Below are 18,207 nucleotides of genomic sequence, written 5' to 3'. Positions count from 1 at the left end.
CTTGTCAGCGCATCCATTTGGGCCGGAAGCGCATGCGCGGCGGCGCCGGCATGTGGCGCATCAGGCGCTGGTAGACGAGGCCGAAGAGGAAGAAAACCACCAGCGACACTGCGAGGAAATAGAGCGCAGCCACCGAGAAGTGGAGGAAGGCGTTGTAGTCGCGTTCGAAGAGGGTTTTTGCCGTGATCATCAGGTCGGCTTGGGCGCCGACAACGGGCAGGGCGAAATAGACGATGGCGGTGGCGTGGAAGAGGAACACCACTTCGTTGGTATAGGCTGGCCAGGCGAGGCGGATGAGATTGGGCCAGGTAACGCGGCGGAATTGCTGGCTGCGGGACATGCCATAGGCGCGGGCGGCCTCGACTTCGCCGCGCGGCACAGCGCGCAGGGCGCCATAGAAGATTTCGCCGGTATAGGCGGCAGTATTCAGCACCAGTACCAGCGGACCGATGAAGAGTGGGTGGAGCACGAAGCCGGATATTCCCAGAGGCTTCCAGACCGCCAGATTGAGCGACAGGGCCAGGGAATAGAACATGAAGAACTGGATGAAGAGCGGCGAGCCGCGGAAGGCGTAGATATAGCCGCGCGAGAGGCGGTTGATGATCAGGTTGGGCGAGGCCTTGCCGAGGGCCAGAAAGACCGCGAGCACGAAGCCGATCGGGATAGAGGCCGCCGCAAAGTAGATGTTGAACAGGACTGCCTGCGACATCAGGGCGAGATCGTTGAGGAACGGCTGCATCAGACGCGCGCCTCGCTCAGAATGCCCTTGCCGGCCCGGCGCATGATCGCCTCGAAGGCGCGTTCGGAGAGCCAGGTGACGAGGATGTAGAACACGAAGAGCACGAGATAGTAGCGCCAGCGCCAGTCCTCGTGCACGAGGCCCACGGCGGGCAGGAAGTTCGGTGCGCCAAGGCGATCGGCCCAGAGCACGATGTCGGCGATTTGCAGCAGCGAGAGCAGCGAGGTCGCCTTGACGATCAACATCCAGACATTGGAGAGGCCGGGCAGGGCATAGACCCACATCTGGCGGATATGGATGCGCCAGAGCACCTGGCCGGGCGACATGCCAAAGGCGCGGGCGGCTTCAAGCTGGCCGGCGGGTACGGAGCGCAGGGCGCCGTGAATGACGTTGGTGGCAAAGGCGCCGTAGACGAGGCCCAGCGAGACGCTGGCAAGGATCAGATATTCTGTGGTGCCGAGGAACCAGTTGGCCTCCTTGCAGGGCGGCCAGGCGGCGGTCTGCGCGGCGATGGCTTCGGGGGTACAGATCTGGCTCGCGACCAGCCATTCGACGCCTTGCTCGAAGGCCAGCGGGAAGAAGAGGAAGAACAGGACGTCCGGCACGCCGCGGACAATGGACGAATAGATCGTGCCGATGAGGCGCAGAGGCAGGAAGCGGGAATTCTTCAGGGTCGCGCCGAGGAGGCCGAAGAAGACGGCCAGCGCACCACCCATGAGGGCGGCGAGAACCGTGAACTGGAAGCTGGCATACCAGGTCAAATGCTTGCCGTTGGTCAGATAGCTGAACCAATAGGCGATGTCGTCGGTCATGTGGCTGGCACCAGTTCCGTAGGTAGGCGAAGGGCTTTGGGCCCTTCGCCGAGATCAAGCCTTATTCGGCGAAGTAGGGGCCGCGGCCTTCGAACCACTTGGCGATCAGCTCGTCGACAGTGCCGTCTGCCTTGAGGGCGGTCAGGGTTTCGTCGAGCTTGGCCTTGAGTTCGGTATCTTCCTTGCGCAGACCACCGCCGACGCCGTTGCCGATCAGCACGTCTTCGCCGATGAAGGCGATACCGCCACCCGAGGCAGCAACGACGGGCTCGAGATAGGCGCCATCGGCGAGGATGGTGTCGAGATTGCCGGCGGCGAGGTCAGCCATGGCCTGGTCGGCAGTGGCGAAGGTCACGACGGTGTTGCCGGCGGCAAAGTTTTCTTCGGCATAGGCAGCCTGGATGGTGCCGCCCTGCACGCCGACGCGCTTGCCGGAGAGAGCGGCAAAGTCGATCTCGGTGCCAGCCATGGCCACGAACTTGGACGGATCGGGCGGGAAGTAGTTCTGGGTGAAATCGATGGTTTCGAGGCGTTCGTCGGTGATCGACATGCCGGCCATGATCAGGTCGTAGTTGCCGGCGAGCAGGTTCGGGATGATGGAATCCCAGTCATTGATCAGCCATTCGCAGGTGAGGCCGGCCTTCTCGCAGATGGCATTGCCCAGATCGATCTCGAAGCCGGCAGGCTTGCCGCTGTCATCGAGGAAGTTCCACGGCGCATAGGCGCCTTCAGTAGCGATGCGGATAGATTCCTGCGCCATGGCCGAACCGCCGAGGGCGAGAGCGGCAAGAGCTGCCAGCATAATCTTCTTCATGTTGTCTCCGTTGCGTTTGACGTCGCATGTCTGCCCGGTTGTCCGGGTCTGGTGGGGCCGCTAGCTGTGGCTGGCGGCGTTTAGGAATTGTTTGAGGCGGGCCGATTTGGTGGCGCCGAACACTTCATCCGGGGTGCCCTCCTCCTCGATCTGGCCTTGGTGGAGGAAAATGATCTTGTCCGAAACCGAGCGGGCGAACTCCATGTCGTGGGTGACCAACACCATGGAGCGGCCCTCGTCGGCGAGAACCTTGATGACGCGCAAAACTTCAACTTCAAGCTCGGGATCGAGCGCCGAGGTTGGCTCATCGAAGAGCATGACGCGCGGATTGATGCAGAGGGCGCGGGCGATGGCGGCGCGCTGCTGCTGGCCGCCGGACAGTTGGGACGGGTAGGCGTCGGTCTTGCTGCCAATGCCGACCTTGTCGAGCATGGCACGGGCGGCGGCTTCCACCTCGGAGCGTTGGCGGCCCTGCACGACGAGGGGCGCCTCCATGACGTTTTCGAGGATCGTCATATGTGCCCAGAGATTGAACGACTGGAACACCATGCCGAGTTCGGAGCGGATGCGGCGGATCTGGGCTTCGTCGGCGATGTGCCGGTTTTGGCCGGTGCCGCGCAGCTTGATGGGTTCGCCATCGATCAGCACGCCGCCGTCGTCAGGCACTTCGAGCATGTTGATGCAGCGCAGAAGCGTCGATTTACCGGAGCCCGAAGAGCCGATCAGCGAAATGACCTCGCCTTCGCGGGCCGAAAAGGAAATGCCTCTGAGGACCTCCAACGCGCCGAAGGACTTGTGCAAGTCCCGTAACTCAACAACCGGCGATGTCCCCGCCCGTATGGGCCTAGCTTCCTGCATGCTCACCATGTCACCCGCTTCTCGGGTGTTCCTGAACGGCAATTGCCTTTTTTTGAGGCTGGCAATTTTGACCGCCTTCAACAAAAGCAAATGCCGGGCAGATGGCAAGGGGAAAAAGCGATAGTGCCCAGCGCACTTGGCCTTGCGAGCGAATGCAGGCACAAACGGACGCGGAAGCTAACGGGAAACGTGCATGTTCTTTCTGGCGTCAAAGATCTTCTGGTTGCTCGCTCAGCCCCTCAGCGTGGTCTTTTTGCTGATGCTGGGTGCCGTGGTGGCGCTGTTTTGGGGCAAGAAGCGGCTGGCGGCGACGGCACTTGTGCTTGGCGTGTTGATCCACGGAACGGTGAGCTTCACCAATCTGGGATATCTGATCATGCAGCCATTGGAGGACCGTTTCGCGGTCCCTGCGCCCCCGCCGCCGGTGGTCGACGCCATCATCATGCTGGGTGGTGCGACGCTGGAACGGCCCAGCTCGGCCAGGCAGATTGCGGAACTTAACGATGCCGGCGACCGGCTGACGACCACGCTCTGGCTGGCCCAAACCTATCCATCCGCAAAGATATTTATCAGTGGTGGCAGCGGGGCCCTGACGGACGAAGGAGAGACGGAGGCGACTACCGCCGAGCGCTTCTTCCTCGCCTTCGGCATTGCGCGGGATCGATTGGTGCTCGAGGGGGAGTCGCGCAATACCGACGAGAATGTCGCCAATACCAAGGATCTACTGGGCGAGAGTGGTAACGGAACCATCGTTCTCGTCACATCGGCATTTCATATGCCGCGATCCGTGGGGATTTTCGAGAAAGCGGGACTTTCGGTCATTCCATGGCCGACTGACTATCGCACGCCGGGGCCGCAGGGCTTCGGCTTCGACATCGCCAACCTGGTACAAAACGTCAATGTGAGCACGGCCGGGATCAAGGAGTGGGTTGGGCTCTTGATCTACTACTGGACGGGCAAGACGAGCGAACTCTTCCCCGGACCATAAAAAAGGCGGCCGATGGGCCGCCTTTTTTTGTTTGAGCTTCCTGATTTCTAGGTCCGGCGGAAGAGGCCGATGAGCAGCGAAACCACGAGGAACGCGAGGAACAGGAAGAACAGAATCTGCGCGATGCCGGCAGAGGCGCCAGCAATACCACCGAAACCGAGGACGCCAGCGATCAGGGCGATAACGAGAAAGACGAGGGCATAATAGAGCATGGGTGCCTCCATGGCGTTGTCTTGCCAAGTAAACGTTGGGGGACTTGGCAAGTTCCTGAGGCCAACAAAAAAGCCGGCATAGCCGGCTTTTGAGTTTTGCATGGGAGGAGGACTTACGCCGCGGCGCGAGATCCATCTTCGAAGAACAGCGCCTGGCTGATCAGCGCCTTGACCATATCGGGATTGAACGGCTTCGTCACGAGGAAGGTGGGCTCGGGACGTTCGCCTGTCAGGAGGCGCTCGGGGAAGGCCGTGATGAAGATCACCGGCACCGAATGGGTGTTGAGGATGTCGTTGACGGCATCGATACCCGAGCTGCCATCGGCCAGCTGGATATCGGCCAGGATCATGCGTGGCTTGGTCTGGTTGAACAGCTTGATCGCTTCGGCATGGGTGCGGGCGATGCTCACCACCTTGTGGCCGAGGCTCTCCACCATCTGCTCGATGTCCATCGCAATCAGCGGCTCGTCCTCGATGATCATGATCTCGGTGGCTACCTGTCGCGAGATTTCGTGCGAGGCTTCATCGAGGAACCTGGCGAACTCTTCATCGCTGACGTCGAGCACTTCGGCTGCCTGGCTATGCGTAAAACCTTCGACTGCAACGAGCAGGAAGGACTGGCGCGGGCGGGGCGATAGGTTGGCGAGGTTCCTCGCGGCGCGCTGCTCCCAGGCAAAGCTGGAAGTGGGCGCGGGAATATCGACGGAAGACGACGTGAACAGCGCGGAAAACAGCTTGTACAGCGCAATCCGATCGCTCGATGCCTCCGGGAAGAGGGAAATGTCTGAGATCAGTGCTTCCAGCGTGGCTGCGACATAGGCGTCGCCAGACGTCTGCGACCCTGTAACCGCCCGGGAAAAACGCCGGAGGTAAGGCAGGTGCGGCGCGATCCGCGTGGACAATGACATGTAGGAAACTCCAGTGACGCTTGAGACCGTGACTTCACGAGATGACTAAATCGCGGGGAGAAAGAAAAGTTCCGATGCCTTTGGAACTATTTTTAGCGAACGGACTTTCTCATCGGTAGCGGCAAGCCCCGGGAAGCCAGAGTTAGGGTATGACGAAGGATAACATTGTGAACCAACAACGCGTGCGGCTTCAGCCGGATGACGGACTGGGGCCAACATCGGATATTGGTTCGCGGTTGCGGGCCCTTTACGGGGCCGTGCAGGAGGAGGGGGTTCCAGACCAGCTCCTCGATCTACTGGAAAAGCTCGACAATGCAGAGCGGACCCAGACCAAGCAGTCATCGCAGGGTGGAGAGTGAGTGCATGGCGACCGAAACCCCGTCGTTCAAGCGCGAAATGCTGTCCACACTTCCGAGCCTGCGTGCTTTCGCCGTCTCGCTGACAGGCAAGCACGACAAGGCAGATGACCTTGTGCAGGACACCGTCATGAAAGCCTGGGCGAAGCAATCGAGCTTCGAAATGGGCACCAATATCAAGGCGTGGCTCTTCACCATTCTGCGCAATGAGTTCTACAGCCAGATGCGCAAGCGTGGCCGCGAAGTGCAGGATAGCGACGGTGCTTTCACCGAACGCCTTTCCGTGCACCCCTCACAATATGGCGCGATGGATCTTGAGGACTTCAAGAAGGCTCTGGCGGAACTGCCGGATGATCAACGCGAAGCCATCATTCTTATCGGCGCTTCGGGCTTCTCCTACGAAGAAGCGGCCGAGATTTGCGATTGCGCTGTCGGGACGATGAAGAGCCGCGTCAGCCGCGCGCGTTCACGCCTTCAGGAAATGCTCAAGGTCAGCGGCGAGTCCGACTATGGTCCGGATGCCCTGTCGACGCAGGTGACGACGACCAATCACTCCTTCTGAGGACCAAGAAGGTCCGAGATCAGGGCGAGCATGCGCTCGGACGGAGCAGGCTTGAGCAGGATCGGGGTGCCGGAAAGCCAGTTCAAGTGCTTCTCAAGCTCGGAATCGGCGGTCAGCCCGATGACCGGAACACCTTCGCGCAGCAGCTCGCCGATGAGCGCGATGTGCTCGGGCAGCTCCCGTTCGACCTCGACTATTGCGAGGCCACAATCGCTCCAGTCCGGGGCGAGTTCTCGGGCATGAACGGGATCCTGGGCGATAATGACTTTGCCGGCGGCAAGGTCGTCCAGGGTATTTTGCAGGTCCATAGCGATGAGGTATTGAGCCTCGACGATCAGAACCGTTCGGCCAGAAAGCATGTCGGCTGTCCATCGTAAGGTACGGGCGCTTTTGAGCTTTCATGGGGCAGGGTGTCATTTAAAAAAGACATGTGGTGGAACGGGTTTGGCGGTTGCACGTTAAGTTGCCAACCCGCCCATGAACCTCCCGGTACCTCCCATTGAGCCTCGTTCTTCCCAGCACTGGCCGTCGTGTGCCGTGCGAGCAATGTCCGCTGCGAGGCCTTTCCGGTTTTCGTGATTTCACCGACCCGGAATTGCGCTTCGTTTCATCCTTCAAGCGGGGTGAGCTCGTAGCGGAAGCGGGCTCCACCATTCTGTCCGAAGGCACCCACAGCCCCCACCTCTACACGGTGCTGTCGGGCTGGGCCTTTCGCTTCAAAACCCTGCCGGATGGTCGACGGCAGATTCTGAACTATCTGCTGCCGGGCGATCTGCTGGGGTTGCAGGGGTCGATCATGGGTGAGATGGAGCATTCGGTGGAAGCGCTCACCACAATGGTTCTCTGCGTCTTCCAGCGCGACAAGCTCGACAGCCTATTCGAGGGACATCCAGGGCTCGGCTTTGATGTGACCTGGATCGCGGCTCAGGAGGAGCGGATGCTGGACGAACACCTCTTGAGCCTTGGACGGCGAACGGCGCTGGAGCGGGCAGCCTATCTCCTCGCCTTTCTTCATAGCCGGGCCGAGGGGCTGGGGAAGATCTCCGACAAGCTCCTGCACATTCCGGTCACGCAGCAGCACGTGGCGGATACGTTGGGCTTGTCGATCGTGCATACCAACAAGACGCTTCGCAAGCTGGCGGAAAAGGGCCTCATTCAATGGCTCGACCGCAGCTGCGAGATCGTCGATGCCGAAGGGCTGCGTGAGCTTGCGGACTGGGAGAAACCTAGGGAGCGGAAGCGCCCGCTGATATAGGCCGCAGGCCTCATTGCTGCCATTGCAGCATGGCAAGCGGAAGACATACCATAAGGGGCCGTCGGGCTTTTGGCAGGGGTCGGAAAGAGACGGTGTGGATGAGTGTGGTGGCACAGCGAGTGGCGGGCGTACAGACGCCAGTTTTAGGTCGGCGAACGGCAAGACGCATCGCCATATGGGTGTCGCTTGTTCTTGTTTGCCTCGCAGCAGTGGTGTCGCTGCTGCTCATGCAGGGCATGGATCGGCAGCTTCGCGATATCACCGATACCTATGCGGTGCGCGATACCGCAAGGGAACTCGTCAATGTCATGAGCCAGGCCGAGGCCAGCCAGCGCGGCTACATGCTGACGCGCGATGCGCAACTGCTTGAGCCCTATCATGCCGCCGCGGCGCACGTGGATGCTTATGTGAAGGCGCTGCTGGAAATGACGGCCGATGATGCGGCCCAGGCAGAACGTGTGCGTTCGATTACCGGGGACATTGCCGGCAAGATGGCCGAAATGGCGCGCACTGTGGAACTGGTCGCCACGGCGCGGCAGGAAGAAGCGCAAAGCCTGATCGAGACAGGCATGGGCGTTCGCCTGATGAGCGAAGTTCGCGATACGCTCGAAGCCTTTATCGCCGAAGAAAACCAGAAGCTCGCGCTGCGCAACGAGGGGATTGATCGCTCCCGCATCTGGCTCGTGGGGACGATTATCGCGGCGCTCGCAGCGGCCGTTTGTCTTGCCTATGCCCTGATGGCCCGCACGCAAAAGCAGGTTAGCGCCATGGCCCAGCGTCATCGTGGCCTCATCAACCAGAATGAAGCGCTGGAAGCCGAGATTGTCGAGCGTACACGCGCTATCGAAGAGGCGCGGGCCCATGCCGAGCGCGAACGGCAGCGCGTCGAGGCGCTCTTGCAGGACACCAGCCACCGGATCGGCAATTCCCTGGCGACGGTTTCGTCGCTCCTGGCGCTGCAGCTCATGCGCACCCGATCGGCGGAGGTGCGTACGGCCCTGGAAGCGGCGCGGCTCCGTGTGCATGCCATTGCTTCGGCGCATCGTCGCCTGCGTCTTGGCGATGATATGGAATCGGCCAGCGCCGAGGAGTTTCTGAGCGCGGTCCTTGAAGACATTGCGATGACCCAGACCGATTCAGGGCGCATTGCCATCGAGGGCAAGATCGAGAGTATCGAAGTCAGCGCGCGGGATGCGACGACGCTCGGCATTCTGGTTGGCGAGTTCGTGACCAATGCGCTGAAACATGGTTTTCCCGATGGTCGCCATGGCCGTGTCGAAGTGGCGCTGTTCCGCGATGAAGCGGGGGTGCCAACGCTCAAAGTCTCGGACAATGGCGTGGGTCTGCCGGAAGGGCAGGAGGAGGGCGGGCTTGGTTCCGTCATCATCCGGCAGCTCTCGGGCCAATTTGGCGGCGAACCCGTCTATGTGAGTGTTCCGGGTGAAGGCGTCACCATTTCTGTCTCCCTGCCGGCGCTCGATAGAACGCCGGCTCCACCCAGCCAGTCGGCCATGGAGTGATCCACATGCGCGTTGCCGCGATCTTCAATAGCGATAGCGGCACCTTGCGAACCATGGATCTCGATGCATTCTGTGCTGAAGCCGTGGCCGTCTTCGCCGAAGCCGGGCATGAGTTGCAGTGTCACGTTGTGAGCGGAAGCGAAGTCCTTGCAACAATCGAGAAATTTTCCGTCGACCCCGATATTGAGGCCATGATTGCCGCCGGCGGCGATGGCACCATTTCCTCGGCGGCCGCGATCGCGCATCGCACCGGCAAGGTGCTCGGCATATTGCCCGCCGGTACGATGAACCTCTTTGCCCGCGCCCTCGGCGTTCCGTCCGATATTCGCAAGGCGCTTCACGCGGTGGCAAAGGGAACTGTGGGCCAGGTTGACCTGGCGACGGCCAACAACCAGCCCTTCGTGCACCAGTTCGGTGTGGGTATTCACGCGCGCCTGGTGCGGATCCGTAACGGAATGGCCTATAGCAGCCGGGTGGGCAAAATGCTGGCCAGCCTGCGCGCCATTGCGGCGGCGGCGCTCAACCCGCCTCGCTTCGAAGTTGAATTTGAAGATGATTCAGGCCGTCAGAAGCGGATTGTGTCCGGGATTGCGGTCTCCAACAATCCGCTCGACGATGGACCGGTGCCGGTGGCGCAACGCCTCGATACCGGTCGGCTGGGCATCTATTTCGCCGGTACGGTGACGACGGGTGAACTCATCAGCCTCGTCATCGACGTGCTGGTTGGTCGCTGGCGCGCCAATCCGCAGGTGACGGAACTCGAAAGCGAGAACCTGATCCTCCACTTCCCCAAGCGGAAGCGGGAGGTTCATGCCGTGATCGACGGGGAATTGATCGAGCTCGAACGCGATGTCGAGCTCACCATCCTGCCGCAGGCGCTGTCAGTCATCTTTCCAGCGAAAGACGTGTAAAAGACTCGTGGCGGCGAACCGTCACGAGTCAGGGGTATCCTTGTCCCGGAGCAGAACCAGAGCCGCCAGGGCAGCCGCCGGAATGCCCAGCTTCACGAGCATGGGCGAACGCGTAAGCAGCGGCAGGGCGGTCAAGGCCGCTGTCGTGAGGAAAGCCCCGGCGTCACTGGAACGCCTGCGCTCGGCCAGACGCTTGCGGCGATTGCTCTCGCTGATGGCAAGCCCGATGTAAACGAGCAGCGCAACGGCGAGGAAGCTGCCAGCGAGGATCAGCGTGGCCGTCAACGGGCCTACGAGGTCGCTGAGCGCGATGTAGCCCGCGGCGATGAGGAAGCCGAGGCCGATCACCACGCAGACGAGGATCAGCGCATAGACGATCGCCAGACCCTTTACGCGTTGGCTGAGCCCCTCGACCTCAAGGCCGAGGAGTCCTGCAAGAGGCATCAACAGGCCAAGCATCAGCGCGTCAGCAGGGCCAGCACAAAACCGATCCCGAGAGCGGTGGCGACCGCCGTCAGAGGTTTTTCCCGGATCGTGTCCTTGAGCTGCTGTTCGTATTCGCCAGCCTGATCCTGCGCTTCTTCCACCATGTGCTGGCCGCGCTTCTTGAGGTGGCGAAGCTCGGCCTCGGCGATATCGCGGACCTCGCCGGCTTTCTCGCCCGTCAGTTTGCGAAGGGTCTCGGTGATGGACTTGAGATCGGACTGGAGCTGGGCGACCTGGGCCTCAAGCTCCTGCTCGCGCGTCTTGGCCGCCGGCCTGCGGGAACCTGCATTGCTGCTCTTGCGGGTTGTGGTGGGCGCCATATCAGTCGTCGAAGCCATGGGTACACTCCTGTTTGGTGAACGGAAAACGCCTGACGCGGCAGCCGGTTCCGCCGCAATCGCCGATGAAAAAGAAAGCCCCGACGCACGAGGTGCATCGGGGCGAGGGGCGAACCGAAAGGGGGGCGTCTGCCGGTTCGCGAGGGCACGGAACGCCTGGAGCGCGTGCCTTTATTGCGGTGATGCTAGACCCGTCCCATGAGGACCAGGATCAGCACCACGATGAGTACAACGCCCAGAATGCCAGACGGGAAATAGCCGAAGCCGCGGGAGTAACCCCAGCTCGGCAAGGCACCGATCAGCAGCAGGATGAGGATGATGATGAGAATTGTACCGAGCGTCATGGAGCTACCTCGACTTCTGTATCCCGGCCCTGATGCCTCGGTCTTCCGAGGTGAGCCGATTGTTGTTGTCTTTTGCGGTCAGTCGGCGCGAGAGAAAGCGACTAGAGCAGGGCAACAAGCAGCGCGGTGGCCGTCGCCAGGATCAGCGCTGCTGGCAGCAGTGCGCGAACGACTTCGCCGAAATGCGGGGAACTGTCGTAGACTTCGTTCGACCACACAGCGGTAGAGCGGCTTGCATGCTCGAGGGCCCTGATTTCAGCCTGGGTCATCTGTGCCTCCAACACTCCGCAAGTGGCGGAGTTCTCAGTCAAATTGCCCGTCGCGGGCGGCATGACAGACAAACGGCGAGGTGCAGATTTGGTTCCAGCGGCGCGAGCGAGCCGCTATTCGACCTTGATGACGTCTACGGACTGGCGTGTTTCGTGCGAGCCGTGCGTGCGCAGCACGCCGACGATCGGCGAGATATCGGCATAGTCGCGACCGTGGCCGATGGAGATATGGTCGCCGCCGGCAATCATGGCATTGGTGGGGTCGAATTCGATCCAGCCGGTGTGGGCGCCACACCAGACGCGCACCCAGGCGTGCATGGCGTCGGCCCCTTCGAGCCGCGCCTGACCAGCGGGCGGGATGGTGCGGAGAAAGCCGGAGACATAGCCAGCCGGAATGCCCATGCCGCGCAGGCCGGCGATCATGACGTGGGCAAAGTCCTGGCAGACGCCCTTCTTCAGCGAGAAGGCCTCGGCGGGCTTGGTTTCGACGTCTGTGGCCTTGGGGTCGTATTCAAAATCCTTGTGGATGGCGAGGCAGAGCGCCATCGCCTTGGCGAGGACGGTTTCGGCCTCCGCAGTCTCGCTCTCGGCATATTCGGTGATCGCGGGCACGATCTGCACGCGCGGCGAGGCGGCGAGGAAATGCTGCGGACTATCGGCTTCAACCGACCAATAGCGCGCGACTTCAAGGCCAAGCTGGTCAAGCGAGGCGGAGAGGTCCGCAGGATGGGCAAGGTCGTCCACCTGCACCCGTGCGGTCAACCGCACTTCGAGCTTTTCGTGTGGCTCGACGAAAGTGACGTCGCTGACCGTATTGCCGAAGAAGTCGACGAAACTGGTCAGACGATGCGGCTTCGGCGAGAACGAAAGGGACGAGGCAATGACCCTCTGAACATTCGGCACTGTCGTTGGGGCGACGCGAATATGGTGGCGCCCGCCGTGAACGGGCGCGTCATAGTCGTAGGTCAGGGTCAGGCGAACATCGTAGAGCATGGTCAGGTAAAATAGTGCGCAGCGATGAGACTGGCGAGGAGGCCGATCTCTCGGGAGATTTCGTCGAGCTTGTCCGGCGTCATGGATTCCGGCTCGGCGGTGATGAGGCGCGTTTGCAATTTCAGGGCGGCTTTGGCGACGCTGGAGAGTTGGCCATCGCGGATGCCACCCGGCAAGGTTTCGAGCTGGGCGCGCAGTTCAGTAAGCTGGAAGAGGACCGAGCGCGGGTTGAGCGGGTCGAGGACCAGCAGATCGATGGCGCTCTGCGTTCCCGCCGTCACCGAATAGCGGCGGCGGTGCGACATGACGCTGTCGCCGATTTCAAGCAGCATTTCGAGCGAACCGTCGGGAGCATCGTCGCCGGTCAACCAGCCGGTGATGCGGGCGATCTGGATGGCGCGTTCAAGGCGGCGGCCGATTTCGAGGAAGCGCCAGCCGGCAAAGCGGTACATGTTTTCGTGCACGAGGCCGGAGAAACCGGCGAGCTTGCGCAGCAGCACGGTCATGGCGCGAGTGGCGTCGTCGCCGGTGCCGATACGCGTCGCAAAGCGCTGTGCGGTCTTTTGCAGGTCGTTGAGCGCCAGCCAACCGTCGGGCGAGAAGCGATCGCGGATCTGGCCAGCGCTATGAACGGCGCTGTCGATCGACATCAACAGGCCCTGCGGCATGGCCTCGGTTACATCGACATCGATGCTTTCGAGGAATTCTGCGCAATGGGTGAGGATTGGCAGATCAGGCTTTGATAGTTCGGCGAGGCGCGCGTTATAGGCGCGCAGGATGCGGACCGTCGCTTCGCAGCGCTCGGCATAGCGACCGAGCCAGATGAGATTGTCGGCGGCGCGGCTCGGCAGGCTGCCGGGCGAATTGCGAACAAGGCGGTCGCCTTCCTGCGGCAGCAGCGAAACCTGTTCGACCGGGGTGGACGACACCACCCAGACGTCGGCTGCCTGGCCGCCGCGCTGCATGGCGAGGGCGGTGGTATCAGGCGTCGAGCCGACGCGGGCGAAACCGCCGGGCATGATGCTCCAGCCGCTCTCGGTGCGTGCCGCAAAGACGCGCAGGGTGATTGGCCGCGGTTCGAGTTTGCCTTCGTAATAGACCGGGGCGGTCGAGAGGCGCACGGGCTCCTGGCCGACATAGTCGCGGCCGTGGGTGGCGATGCGATCCCTAAGCTGGGACTTTTGGGCTGGGGTCATGCTGGCGCCAAGTGCGGTGCCGCGCAGATCGTCGAAGGGCAGGGTGGTAGCGAAAGCCGGCCCGATCATCAGGTCGTCGAAATTGTCGAGAACATATTCGCGTTCGGCGGCCTGGCCGCACCACCAGGTGGCGATCTCGGGCAGTTCGAGGCCGGTGCCGAGCAAGTGCTTGCAGAGCCGCGGCATGAAGGCGGCAAGGGCGCGGGTTTCGAGAATGCCGGTGCCAAGGGCATTGATCATGGAGATGGAACCAGAACGGACGGCCTCGACCATGCCGGGGGTGCCGATGCGGCTGTCGTAGCGCAGTTCGAGCGGGTCGACAAAGCTGGCGTCCATGCGGCGCCAGAGGACGCTGACGGGTTTTAGCCCCGCCACGGTGCGCACCATGACCTGACCGTCCTCTACGACAAGGTCCTCGCCTTCGAGCAGCATGAGGCCGAGATAGCGGGCGATATACGCGTGTTCGAAGTAGGTTTCGTTGAGCTGGCCGGGTGTGAGGATGCCGACACGACCACCGTCGCGCTTGGCCTGGACGAAGAGGTGATCGCGGAAATCCCGGAAAAAGCCGGCTAGGCGATGGATATTCATCTCGCCATAGACATCGGAAAGCGCGCGCGTGGTGGCGACGCGGTTTTCGAGCGCGAAGCCGGCGCCGGAGGGCGCCTGCATGCGATCGCCCAGCACCCACCAGGCGCCATCGGGGCCGCGGCCGAGCTCGAAGGCGCAGAAATGCAGGAAGTGGCCGCTGGCGGGTTTGACGCCGACGAGGGGGCGCAGGAATTCGTTGTTTTGCGCGACCAGTTCGGGCGGCAGGAGGCCTTCCTGGACTAGGCGGTTGTCGCCGTAAATGTCGCCGACGATGTTTTCCAGCAGTTCGGCGCGCTGCACGAGCCCCTTGGAAATGGTCAGCCATTCGGCTTCGTCGATCAGCAGCGGGATATGGGCGAGCGGCCAGGCGCGCTCCTTGCCCTCGGCGCCGTCATACTTGCGATAGAAGACGCCGGCATCGCGCAGATATTGATCGGCGCGCTCGAAGCGGGCGGCGAGTTCGGTCGAGCCCAGCGCATCGAAAGCAGACATGAGGCGATCCCAGCCTGGGCGCAGGGCGCCGTTGGGGTCGATCATCTCGTCGGGGACGCCCGGCAGCAGGTGATAGTCCGAGATGATGCTCGGACCTTCTGGAGGGGCGCTGCGGGATTCGGAGTTCCGCTTGATCATGGTGTTCAGGTGAACCGGGGCGGTCGCCGGAGGTCAAGCGTCAGCGGAAATTCGTCCGCTGGCCGCTCCGGGCGGTAAGGATAGGTGCCGGGCGTATAGTTGTGCGGCACGAAACGCGCAAGGCGCCGTGCCTCTGCCTCGTTGCCGTTGACGGGGAAAGTCTCGTAGTTGCGGCCGCCCGGATGGGCGACGTGATAGGTGCAGCCGCCGATCGGGCGGCCGGTCCATTTGTCGTAGATATCGAAGACCAGCGGGGCGTGCACGGGCATGACCGGGTGCATGCCAGAGGCCGGCTGCCAGGCCTTGAAGCGCACGCCGGCGATGGACGTGCCGGCTGTGCCCGTGGCGGCGAGCGGGGCGGGACGCTGGTTGCAGGTGACCGTGTAGCGGTCCGGATTTGGCGCGGTCAGCTTGACCTGCAGACGTTCGACGGAGCTGTCGACAAAGCGCACGGTTCCGCCGATGGCGCCTTCCTCACCCATGACGTGCCAGGGTTCAAGCGCTTGGCGCAGTTCGAGTTTGACGCCTTCCACCTCGACTTCGCCGCAGAAGGGGAAGCGGAATTCGAGTTGGGCTGCGAACCAGGCGGGGTCGAAGGAAAAGCCGGCGCGGTCGAGATCGGCGAGCACACCCAAGAAGTCCTGCCAGACGAAGTGGGGCAGCATGAAGCGATCATGGAGCGTCGTGCCCCAGCGGACGAGGTCGCCTTGTGCCGGCCCGCGCCAATACCGGGCGATGAGTGCGCGGACGAGCAATTGCTGGGCGAGGCTCATGTGGGCGTTGGGCGGCATTTCGAAGCCGCGGAATTCGACAAGGCCGAGCCGGCCAGTAGGGCCGTCGGGCGAGTAGAGCTTGTCGATGCAGATTTCCGAGCGGTGGGTGTTGCCGGTGACGTCGGTGAGAAGATTGCGGAAGAGGCGGTCGACGAGCCAGGGCAAAGGCGGCGCGCCTTGGCCGGGCGCATAGACCTGTGCCATGGCGATTTCGAGTTCGTAGAGGCTGTCGTGACGGGCCTCGTCGAAGCGCGGGGCCTGGCTCGTGGGGCCTATGAAGAGGCCGGAGAACAGGTAGCTCATCGATGGATGGCGCTGCCAGTGAAGGATCAGCGACTTCAGCAGGTCCGGGCGGCGCAGGAAGGGGCTGTCGTTCGGCGTGGCGCCACCGACGACGACGTGGTTGCCGCCGCCAGTGCCGGTGTGCTTGCCGTCGAGCATGAACTTGTCGGCGCCGAGCCGGCTTTGGCGGGCTTCTTCGTAGATGGCCGCGGTGGTCGTGACGCAGTCGTCCCAGTTGGAAGCCGGGTGAATATTGACCTCAATGACACCCGGATCGGGGGCAACGCGGATGACGTTCAGGCGGGAATCGTGCGGTGGGCCGTAACCTTCGAGGTGGACGGGCTGGCCGATTTCCTTCGCCGCCGCCTCGGTAGCCGCCACGAGTTCGAGATAGTCTTCGAGGCGCTCGACAGGGGGCAGGAAGATGCAGAGGCGGTGATCGCGAATCTCGGCGGTGACGGCAGTGCGCACTTCCCCTTCGATCTCGCTGATGACCTGTTCGGTGCGATCCTGCTGTTCGCTCGACGCCGTGAAAGAGGAGGCTGCCTGTTGGCGTGCGTCTGCCTTCTCGCGGAAAAGCAGCTCTTCCGGATCAGGCAGCGCGGCGCGAGGCGCTCCGGGATCGAGGGGCACCACATGGGGATAGGCTGTCGGCTTGAGGTGCTTTAGCGATGCCAGCGGAAGGCGGTAGCCGGCTGGGCTGTCGCCGGGGGCGAGGAAGAGTTTGCCGCGCCGTGTCTTCCATTTTTCGGTCAGCCAGGGGCTTGAAGCCGCAGCGTTCCAGCGCTGAACCGGGAGGACATAGCCGGTGGGGCTCGTCAGGCCGCGTTCGAAGACGCGGGCGATGCGCGAGCGGGCTTCGGGGTCGGCGAGTTCGGAATTGGCGGGGTCGACATTGGCTGGGAGCCTGGCTTCCTTGAGGAGCCACTCGCCAGGGTCTTCATAGGCTTCGTCGATGGTTTCGCCGGTCAGGCCGAGATTGCGAGCGAAGGACTCGAGGAATTTGCGGGCGTCTTCGTGGGTGGCGGTGGTCTTAACCCCTTCGCGGGCAATGAGTTTTTCGTCTTTCCAGACTGGCTTGCCGTCGAGGCGCCAGTAGAGGGAGAAAGTCCAGCGGGGCAGGGTTTCGCCGGGATACCACTTGCCCTGGCCGTAGTGGAGCATGCCTTGGGGGGCGAAGCGGGAGCGGAGGCGGCGGATGAGGTCGTCGGCGAGGCGGCGCTTGGTGGGGCCGACGGCACCGGCGTTCCATTCGTCGGCTTCGAAGTCGTCGACGGAGACGAAAGTGGGTTCGCCACCCATGGTCAGGCGGACGTCTTCAGCCTTCAGAATAGAATCCACTTCGTGGCCTAAGTTGTTGAGGCGGTTCCAGCTTTCGTCCGAGAAGGGTTTGGTGATGCGCGGATGTTCGGCGACTCGTGTGACCTTCATGTCGAAGTTGAAATCGACTTCGGCATAGGAGGCGAGGCCGGAAATCGGGGCGGCGTTGCGGTAATGCGGGGTGGCGGCGAGGGGGACGTGGCTTTCGCCGGTGAGGAGGCCGGAGGTGGGGTCGAGGCCGACCCAGCCGGCGCCGGGGAGGTAGACTTCGCACCAGGCGTGGAGGTCGGTGAAATCGTGGTCGGTGCCCGCGGGACCGTCGAGTGAGACGAGGTCTGGCTTGAGCTGGATCAGGTAGCCGGAAACGAAACGCGCCGCAAAGCCTAGGTTTCTCAATATGTTAACGAGAAGCCAGCTCGAGTCGCGGCACGAACCTTGACCATTGGTCAAGGTTTCCTCGGGCGCCCAGACGCCGGGCTCCATGCGGACGATGTAGTTGATCTTCTGCTGAAGGGTCGCGTTGAGCTCGGTGACGAAGGTCACGGTGTTGCGCGGGCGCCGGTCGATAGTATCGAGGAAGGTTTGCAGGGCGGGAGTAAGTTTTTCCGGGACGCGGTAAATCGAGAGGTCGGCGCGGATATCTTCGGGATATTCGAAGGGCCAGGTCTCGGCCGATTCCTCGACGAAAAAGTCGAAGGGGTTGTAGACCGTCATGTCGGCGATGAGGTCGACTTCGATCTTCAGCTCGGTAACCGGCTCCGGAAAGACGAAGCGAGTCAGGAAGTTACCGTATGGGTCCTGCTGGGTGTTGACGAAGTGCAGATCCGGCGCGACACGCAAGGAATGGCTCAAAACCTTGGTCTTGGAATGGGGCGCCGGCTGCAATCGGATGATCTGCGGACCGAGGACAACGGGGCGATCGTACTTGTAATGGGTCCGGTGATAGATTGCGGCTTTGATCGACATTCGAACGCGTCGCTCGCTCCATGGCCACAGATATTCAGCTTCCCGAGAAGGAGCTTAGCGGTGATTCAGGGGCTTGGATAGGCGGTG

At 62.3% G+C, this 18,207-nt stretch carries 20 protein-coding genes; 6 read left to right on the top strand and 14 right to left on the bottom strand.

All coding sequences use genetic code 11. The annotated features are described in order from the left end of the window. Nucleotides 1-4: 4 nt before the first annotated feature. The 4 genes from NVV77_RS15310 to NVV77_RS15295 all read right to left on the bottom strand — a co-directional run bounded on the left by NVV77_RS15310 (nt 5) and on the right by NVV77_RS15295 (nt 3,223). Nucleotides 5-739: an ABC transporter permease gene (locus NVV77_RS15310; RefSeq protein ID WP_295414753.1), complete on the bottom strand. Its 735-nt coding sequence runs from the start codon at nt 737-739 to the stop codon at nt 5-7. Continuing rightward, complete coding sequence (locus NVV77_RS15305; RefSeq protein WP_295414751.1) at nt 739-1,551, bottom strand: ABC transporter permease subunit; 813 nt, start codon at nt 1,549-1,551, stop codon at nt 739-741. The genes NVV77_RS15310 and NVV77_RS15305 overlap by 1 nt, the downstream gene beginning before the upstream one ends. Before the next feature lie 61 nt (nt 1,552-1,612). Then, complete coding sequence (locus tag NVV77_RS15300) at nt 1,613-2,365, bottom strand: transporter substrate-binding domain-containing protein (RefSeq protein WP_295414749.1); 753 nt, start codon at nt 2,363-2,365, stop codon at nt 1,613-1,615. Nucleotides 2,366-2,425: 60 nt separating this feature from the next. Further along, complete coding sequence (locus NVV77_RS15295) at nt 2,426-3,223, bottom strand: amino acid ABC transporter ATP-binding protein (protein ID WP_295416145.1); 798 nt, start codon at nt 3,221-3,223, stop codon at nt 2,426-2,428. Nucleotides 3,224-3,416: 193 nt separating this feature from the next. Between NVV77_RS15295 and NVV77_RS15290 the strand changes: the two genes are divergently transcribed. Further along, the gene (locus tag NVV77_RS15290; protein WP_295414748.1) at nt 3,417-4,211 is read left to right on the top strand and encodes a YdcF family protein; all 795 of its coding nucleotides are present in this window, start codon (nt 3,417-3,419) and stop codon (nt 4,209-4,211) included. Nucleotides 4,212-4,258: 47 nt separating this feature from the next. Here NVV77_RS15290 and NVV77_RS15285 read toward each other — a convergent pair whose 3' ends face one another. After that, on the bottom strand, nt 4,259-4,423 hold the full coding sequence (locus tag NVV77_RS15285) for a DUF1328 domain-containing protein (RefSeq protein WP_295414746.1): 165 nt from the start codon (nt 4,421-4,423) through the stop codon (nt 4,259-4,261). A 113-nt stretch (nt 4,424-4,536) separates the two neighbouring features. Then, on the bottom strand, nt 4,537-5,331 hold the full coding sequence (locus NVV77_RS15280) for a response regulator (RefSeq protein WP_295414744.1): 795 nt from the start codon (nt 5,329-5,331) through the stop codon (nt 4,537-4,539). A gap of 149 nt (nt 5,332-5,480) precedes the next feature. Here NVV77_RS15280 and NVV77_RS15275 point away from each other — a divergent pair, with 149 nt between their 5' ends. Beyond that, a complete protein-coding gene (locus NVV77_RS15275) occupies nt 5,481-5,690 on the top strand; it encodes a NepR family anti-sigma factor (RefSeq protein ID WP_295414742.1) in 210 nt (69 codons plus the stop codon). A gap of 4 nt (nt 5,691-5,694) precedes the next feature. Continuing rightward, entirely contained in the window at nt 5,695-6,249 is a 555-nt protein-coding gene (locus NVV77_RS15270; protein ID WP_295414741.1) for an RNA polymerase sigma factor, read from the top strand. On the opposite strand, the gene NVV77_RS15265 is transcribed toward NVV77_RS15270, so the two are convergent. Then, the gene (locus tag NVV77_RS15265; RefSeq protein ID WP_295414739.1) at nt 6,237-6,608 is read right to left on the bottom strand and encodes a hypothetical protein; all 372 of its coding nucleotides are present in this window, start codon (nt 6,606-6,608) and stop codon (nt 6,237-6,239) included. The genes NVV77_RS15270 and NVV77_RS15265 overlap by 13 nt on opposite strands. 140 nt (nt 6,609-6,748) lie before the next feature. Here NVV77_RS15265 and NVV77_RS15260 point away from each other — a divergent pair, with 140 nt between their 5' ends. The 3 genes from NVV77_RS15260 to NVV77_RS15250 all read left to right on the top strand — a co-directional run bounded on the left by NVV77_RS15260 (nt 6,749) and on the right by NVV77_RS15250 (nt 9,935). Then, a complete protein-coding gene (locus NVV77_RS15260; RefSeq protein WP_295414737.1) occupies nt 6,749-7,504 on the top strand; it encodes a Crp/Fnr family transcriptional regulator in 756 nt (251 codons plus the stop codon). Between the two features lie 179 nt (nt 7,505-7,683). Beyond that, complete coding sequence (locus tag NVV77_RS15255) at nt 7,684-9,024, top strand: CHASE3 domain-containing protein (RefSeq protein ID WP_295414735.1); 1,341 nt, start codon at nt 7,684-7,686, stop codon at nt 9,022-9,024. 5 nt (nt 9,025-9,029) lie between these two features. Further along, nucleotides 9,030-9,935 (top strand): diacylglycerol kinase family protein, encoded by a 906-nt coding sequence (locus tag NVV77_RS15250; RefSeq protein WP_295414733.1) that lies wholly within the window; start codon nt 9,030-9,032, stop codon nt 9,933-9,935. A 21-nt stretch (nt 9,936-9,956) separates the two neighbouring features. On the opposite strand, the gene NVV77_RS15245 is transcribed toward NVV77_RS15250, so the two are convergent. From NVV77_RS15245 to NVV77_RS15215, 7 genes are all read right to left on the bottom strand, one after another. Then, nucleotides 9,957-10,379, bottom strand: coding sequence for a hypothetical protein (locus NVV77_RS15245; RefSeq protein ID WP_295414731.1), 423 nt, complete (start codon nt 10,377-10,379; stop codon nt 9,957-9,959). 14 nt (nt 10,380-10,393) lie between these two features. Next, nucleotides 10,394-10,759 (bottom strand): DNA gyrase subunit B, encoded by a 366-nt coding sequence (locus NVV77_RS15240; protein WP_295414730.1) that lies wholly within the window; start codon nt 10,757-10,759, stop codon nt 10,394-10,396. Nucleotides 10,760-10,944: 185 nt separating this feature from the next. Then, entirely contained in the window at nt 10,945-11,103 is a 159-nt protein-coding gene (locus NVV77_RS15235) for a DUF3309 family protein (RefSeq protein WP_084587687.1), read from the bottom strand. Nucleotides 11,104-11,204: 101 nt separating this feature from the next. After that, complete coding sequence (locus NVV77_RS15230; protein ID WP_295414728.1) at nt 11,205-11,372, bottom strand: hypothetical protein; 168 nt, start codon at nt 11,370-11,372, stop codon at nt 11,205-11,207. Nucleotides 11,373-11,486: 114 nt separating this feature from the next. Continuing rightward, nucleotides 11,487-12,365, bottom strand: coding sequence for a transglutaminase family protein (locus NVV77_RS15225; protein ID WP_295414726.1), 879 nt, complete (start codon nt 12,363-12,365; stop codon nt 11,487-11,489). A 2-nt stretch (nt 12,366-12,367) separates the two neighbouring features. Next, nucleotides 12,368-14,779, bottom strand: a complete 2,412-nt coding sequence (locus NVV77_RS15220; RefSeq protein WP_295414724.1) for a circularly permuted type 2 ATP-grasp protein — start codon at nt 14,777-14,779, stop codon at nt 12,368-12,370. A 5-nt stretch (nt 14,780-14,784) separates the two neighbouring features. Continuing rightward, complete coding sequence (locus NVV77_RS15215) at nt 14,785-18,120, bottom strand: DUF2126 domain-containing protein (protein WP_295414722.1); 3,336 nt, start codon at nt 18,118-18,120, stop codon at nt 14,785-14,787. Between the last annotated feature and the right edge of the window lie 87 nt (nt 18,121-18,207).

It is taken from the genome of Devosia sp. (genome assembly GCF_024707125.1).
Classification (GTDB): Bacteria; Pseudomonadota; Alphaproteobacteria; order Rhizobiales; family Devosiaceae; genus Devosia.
This window is presented reverse-complemented; position numbering and strand designations above follow the sequence as displayed.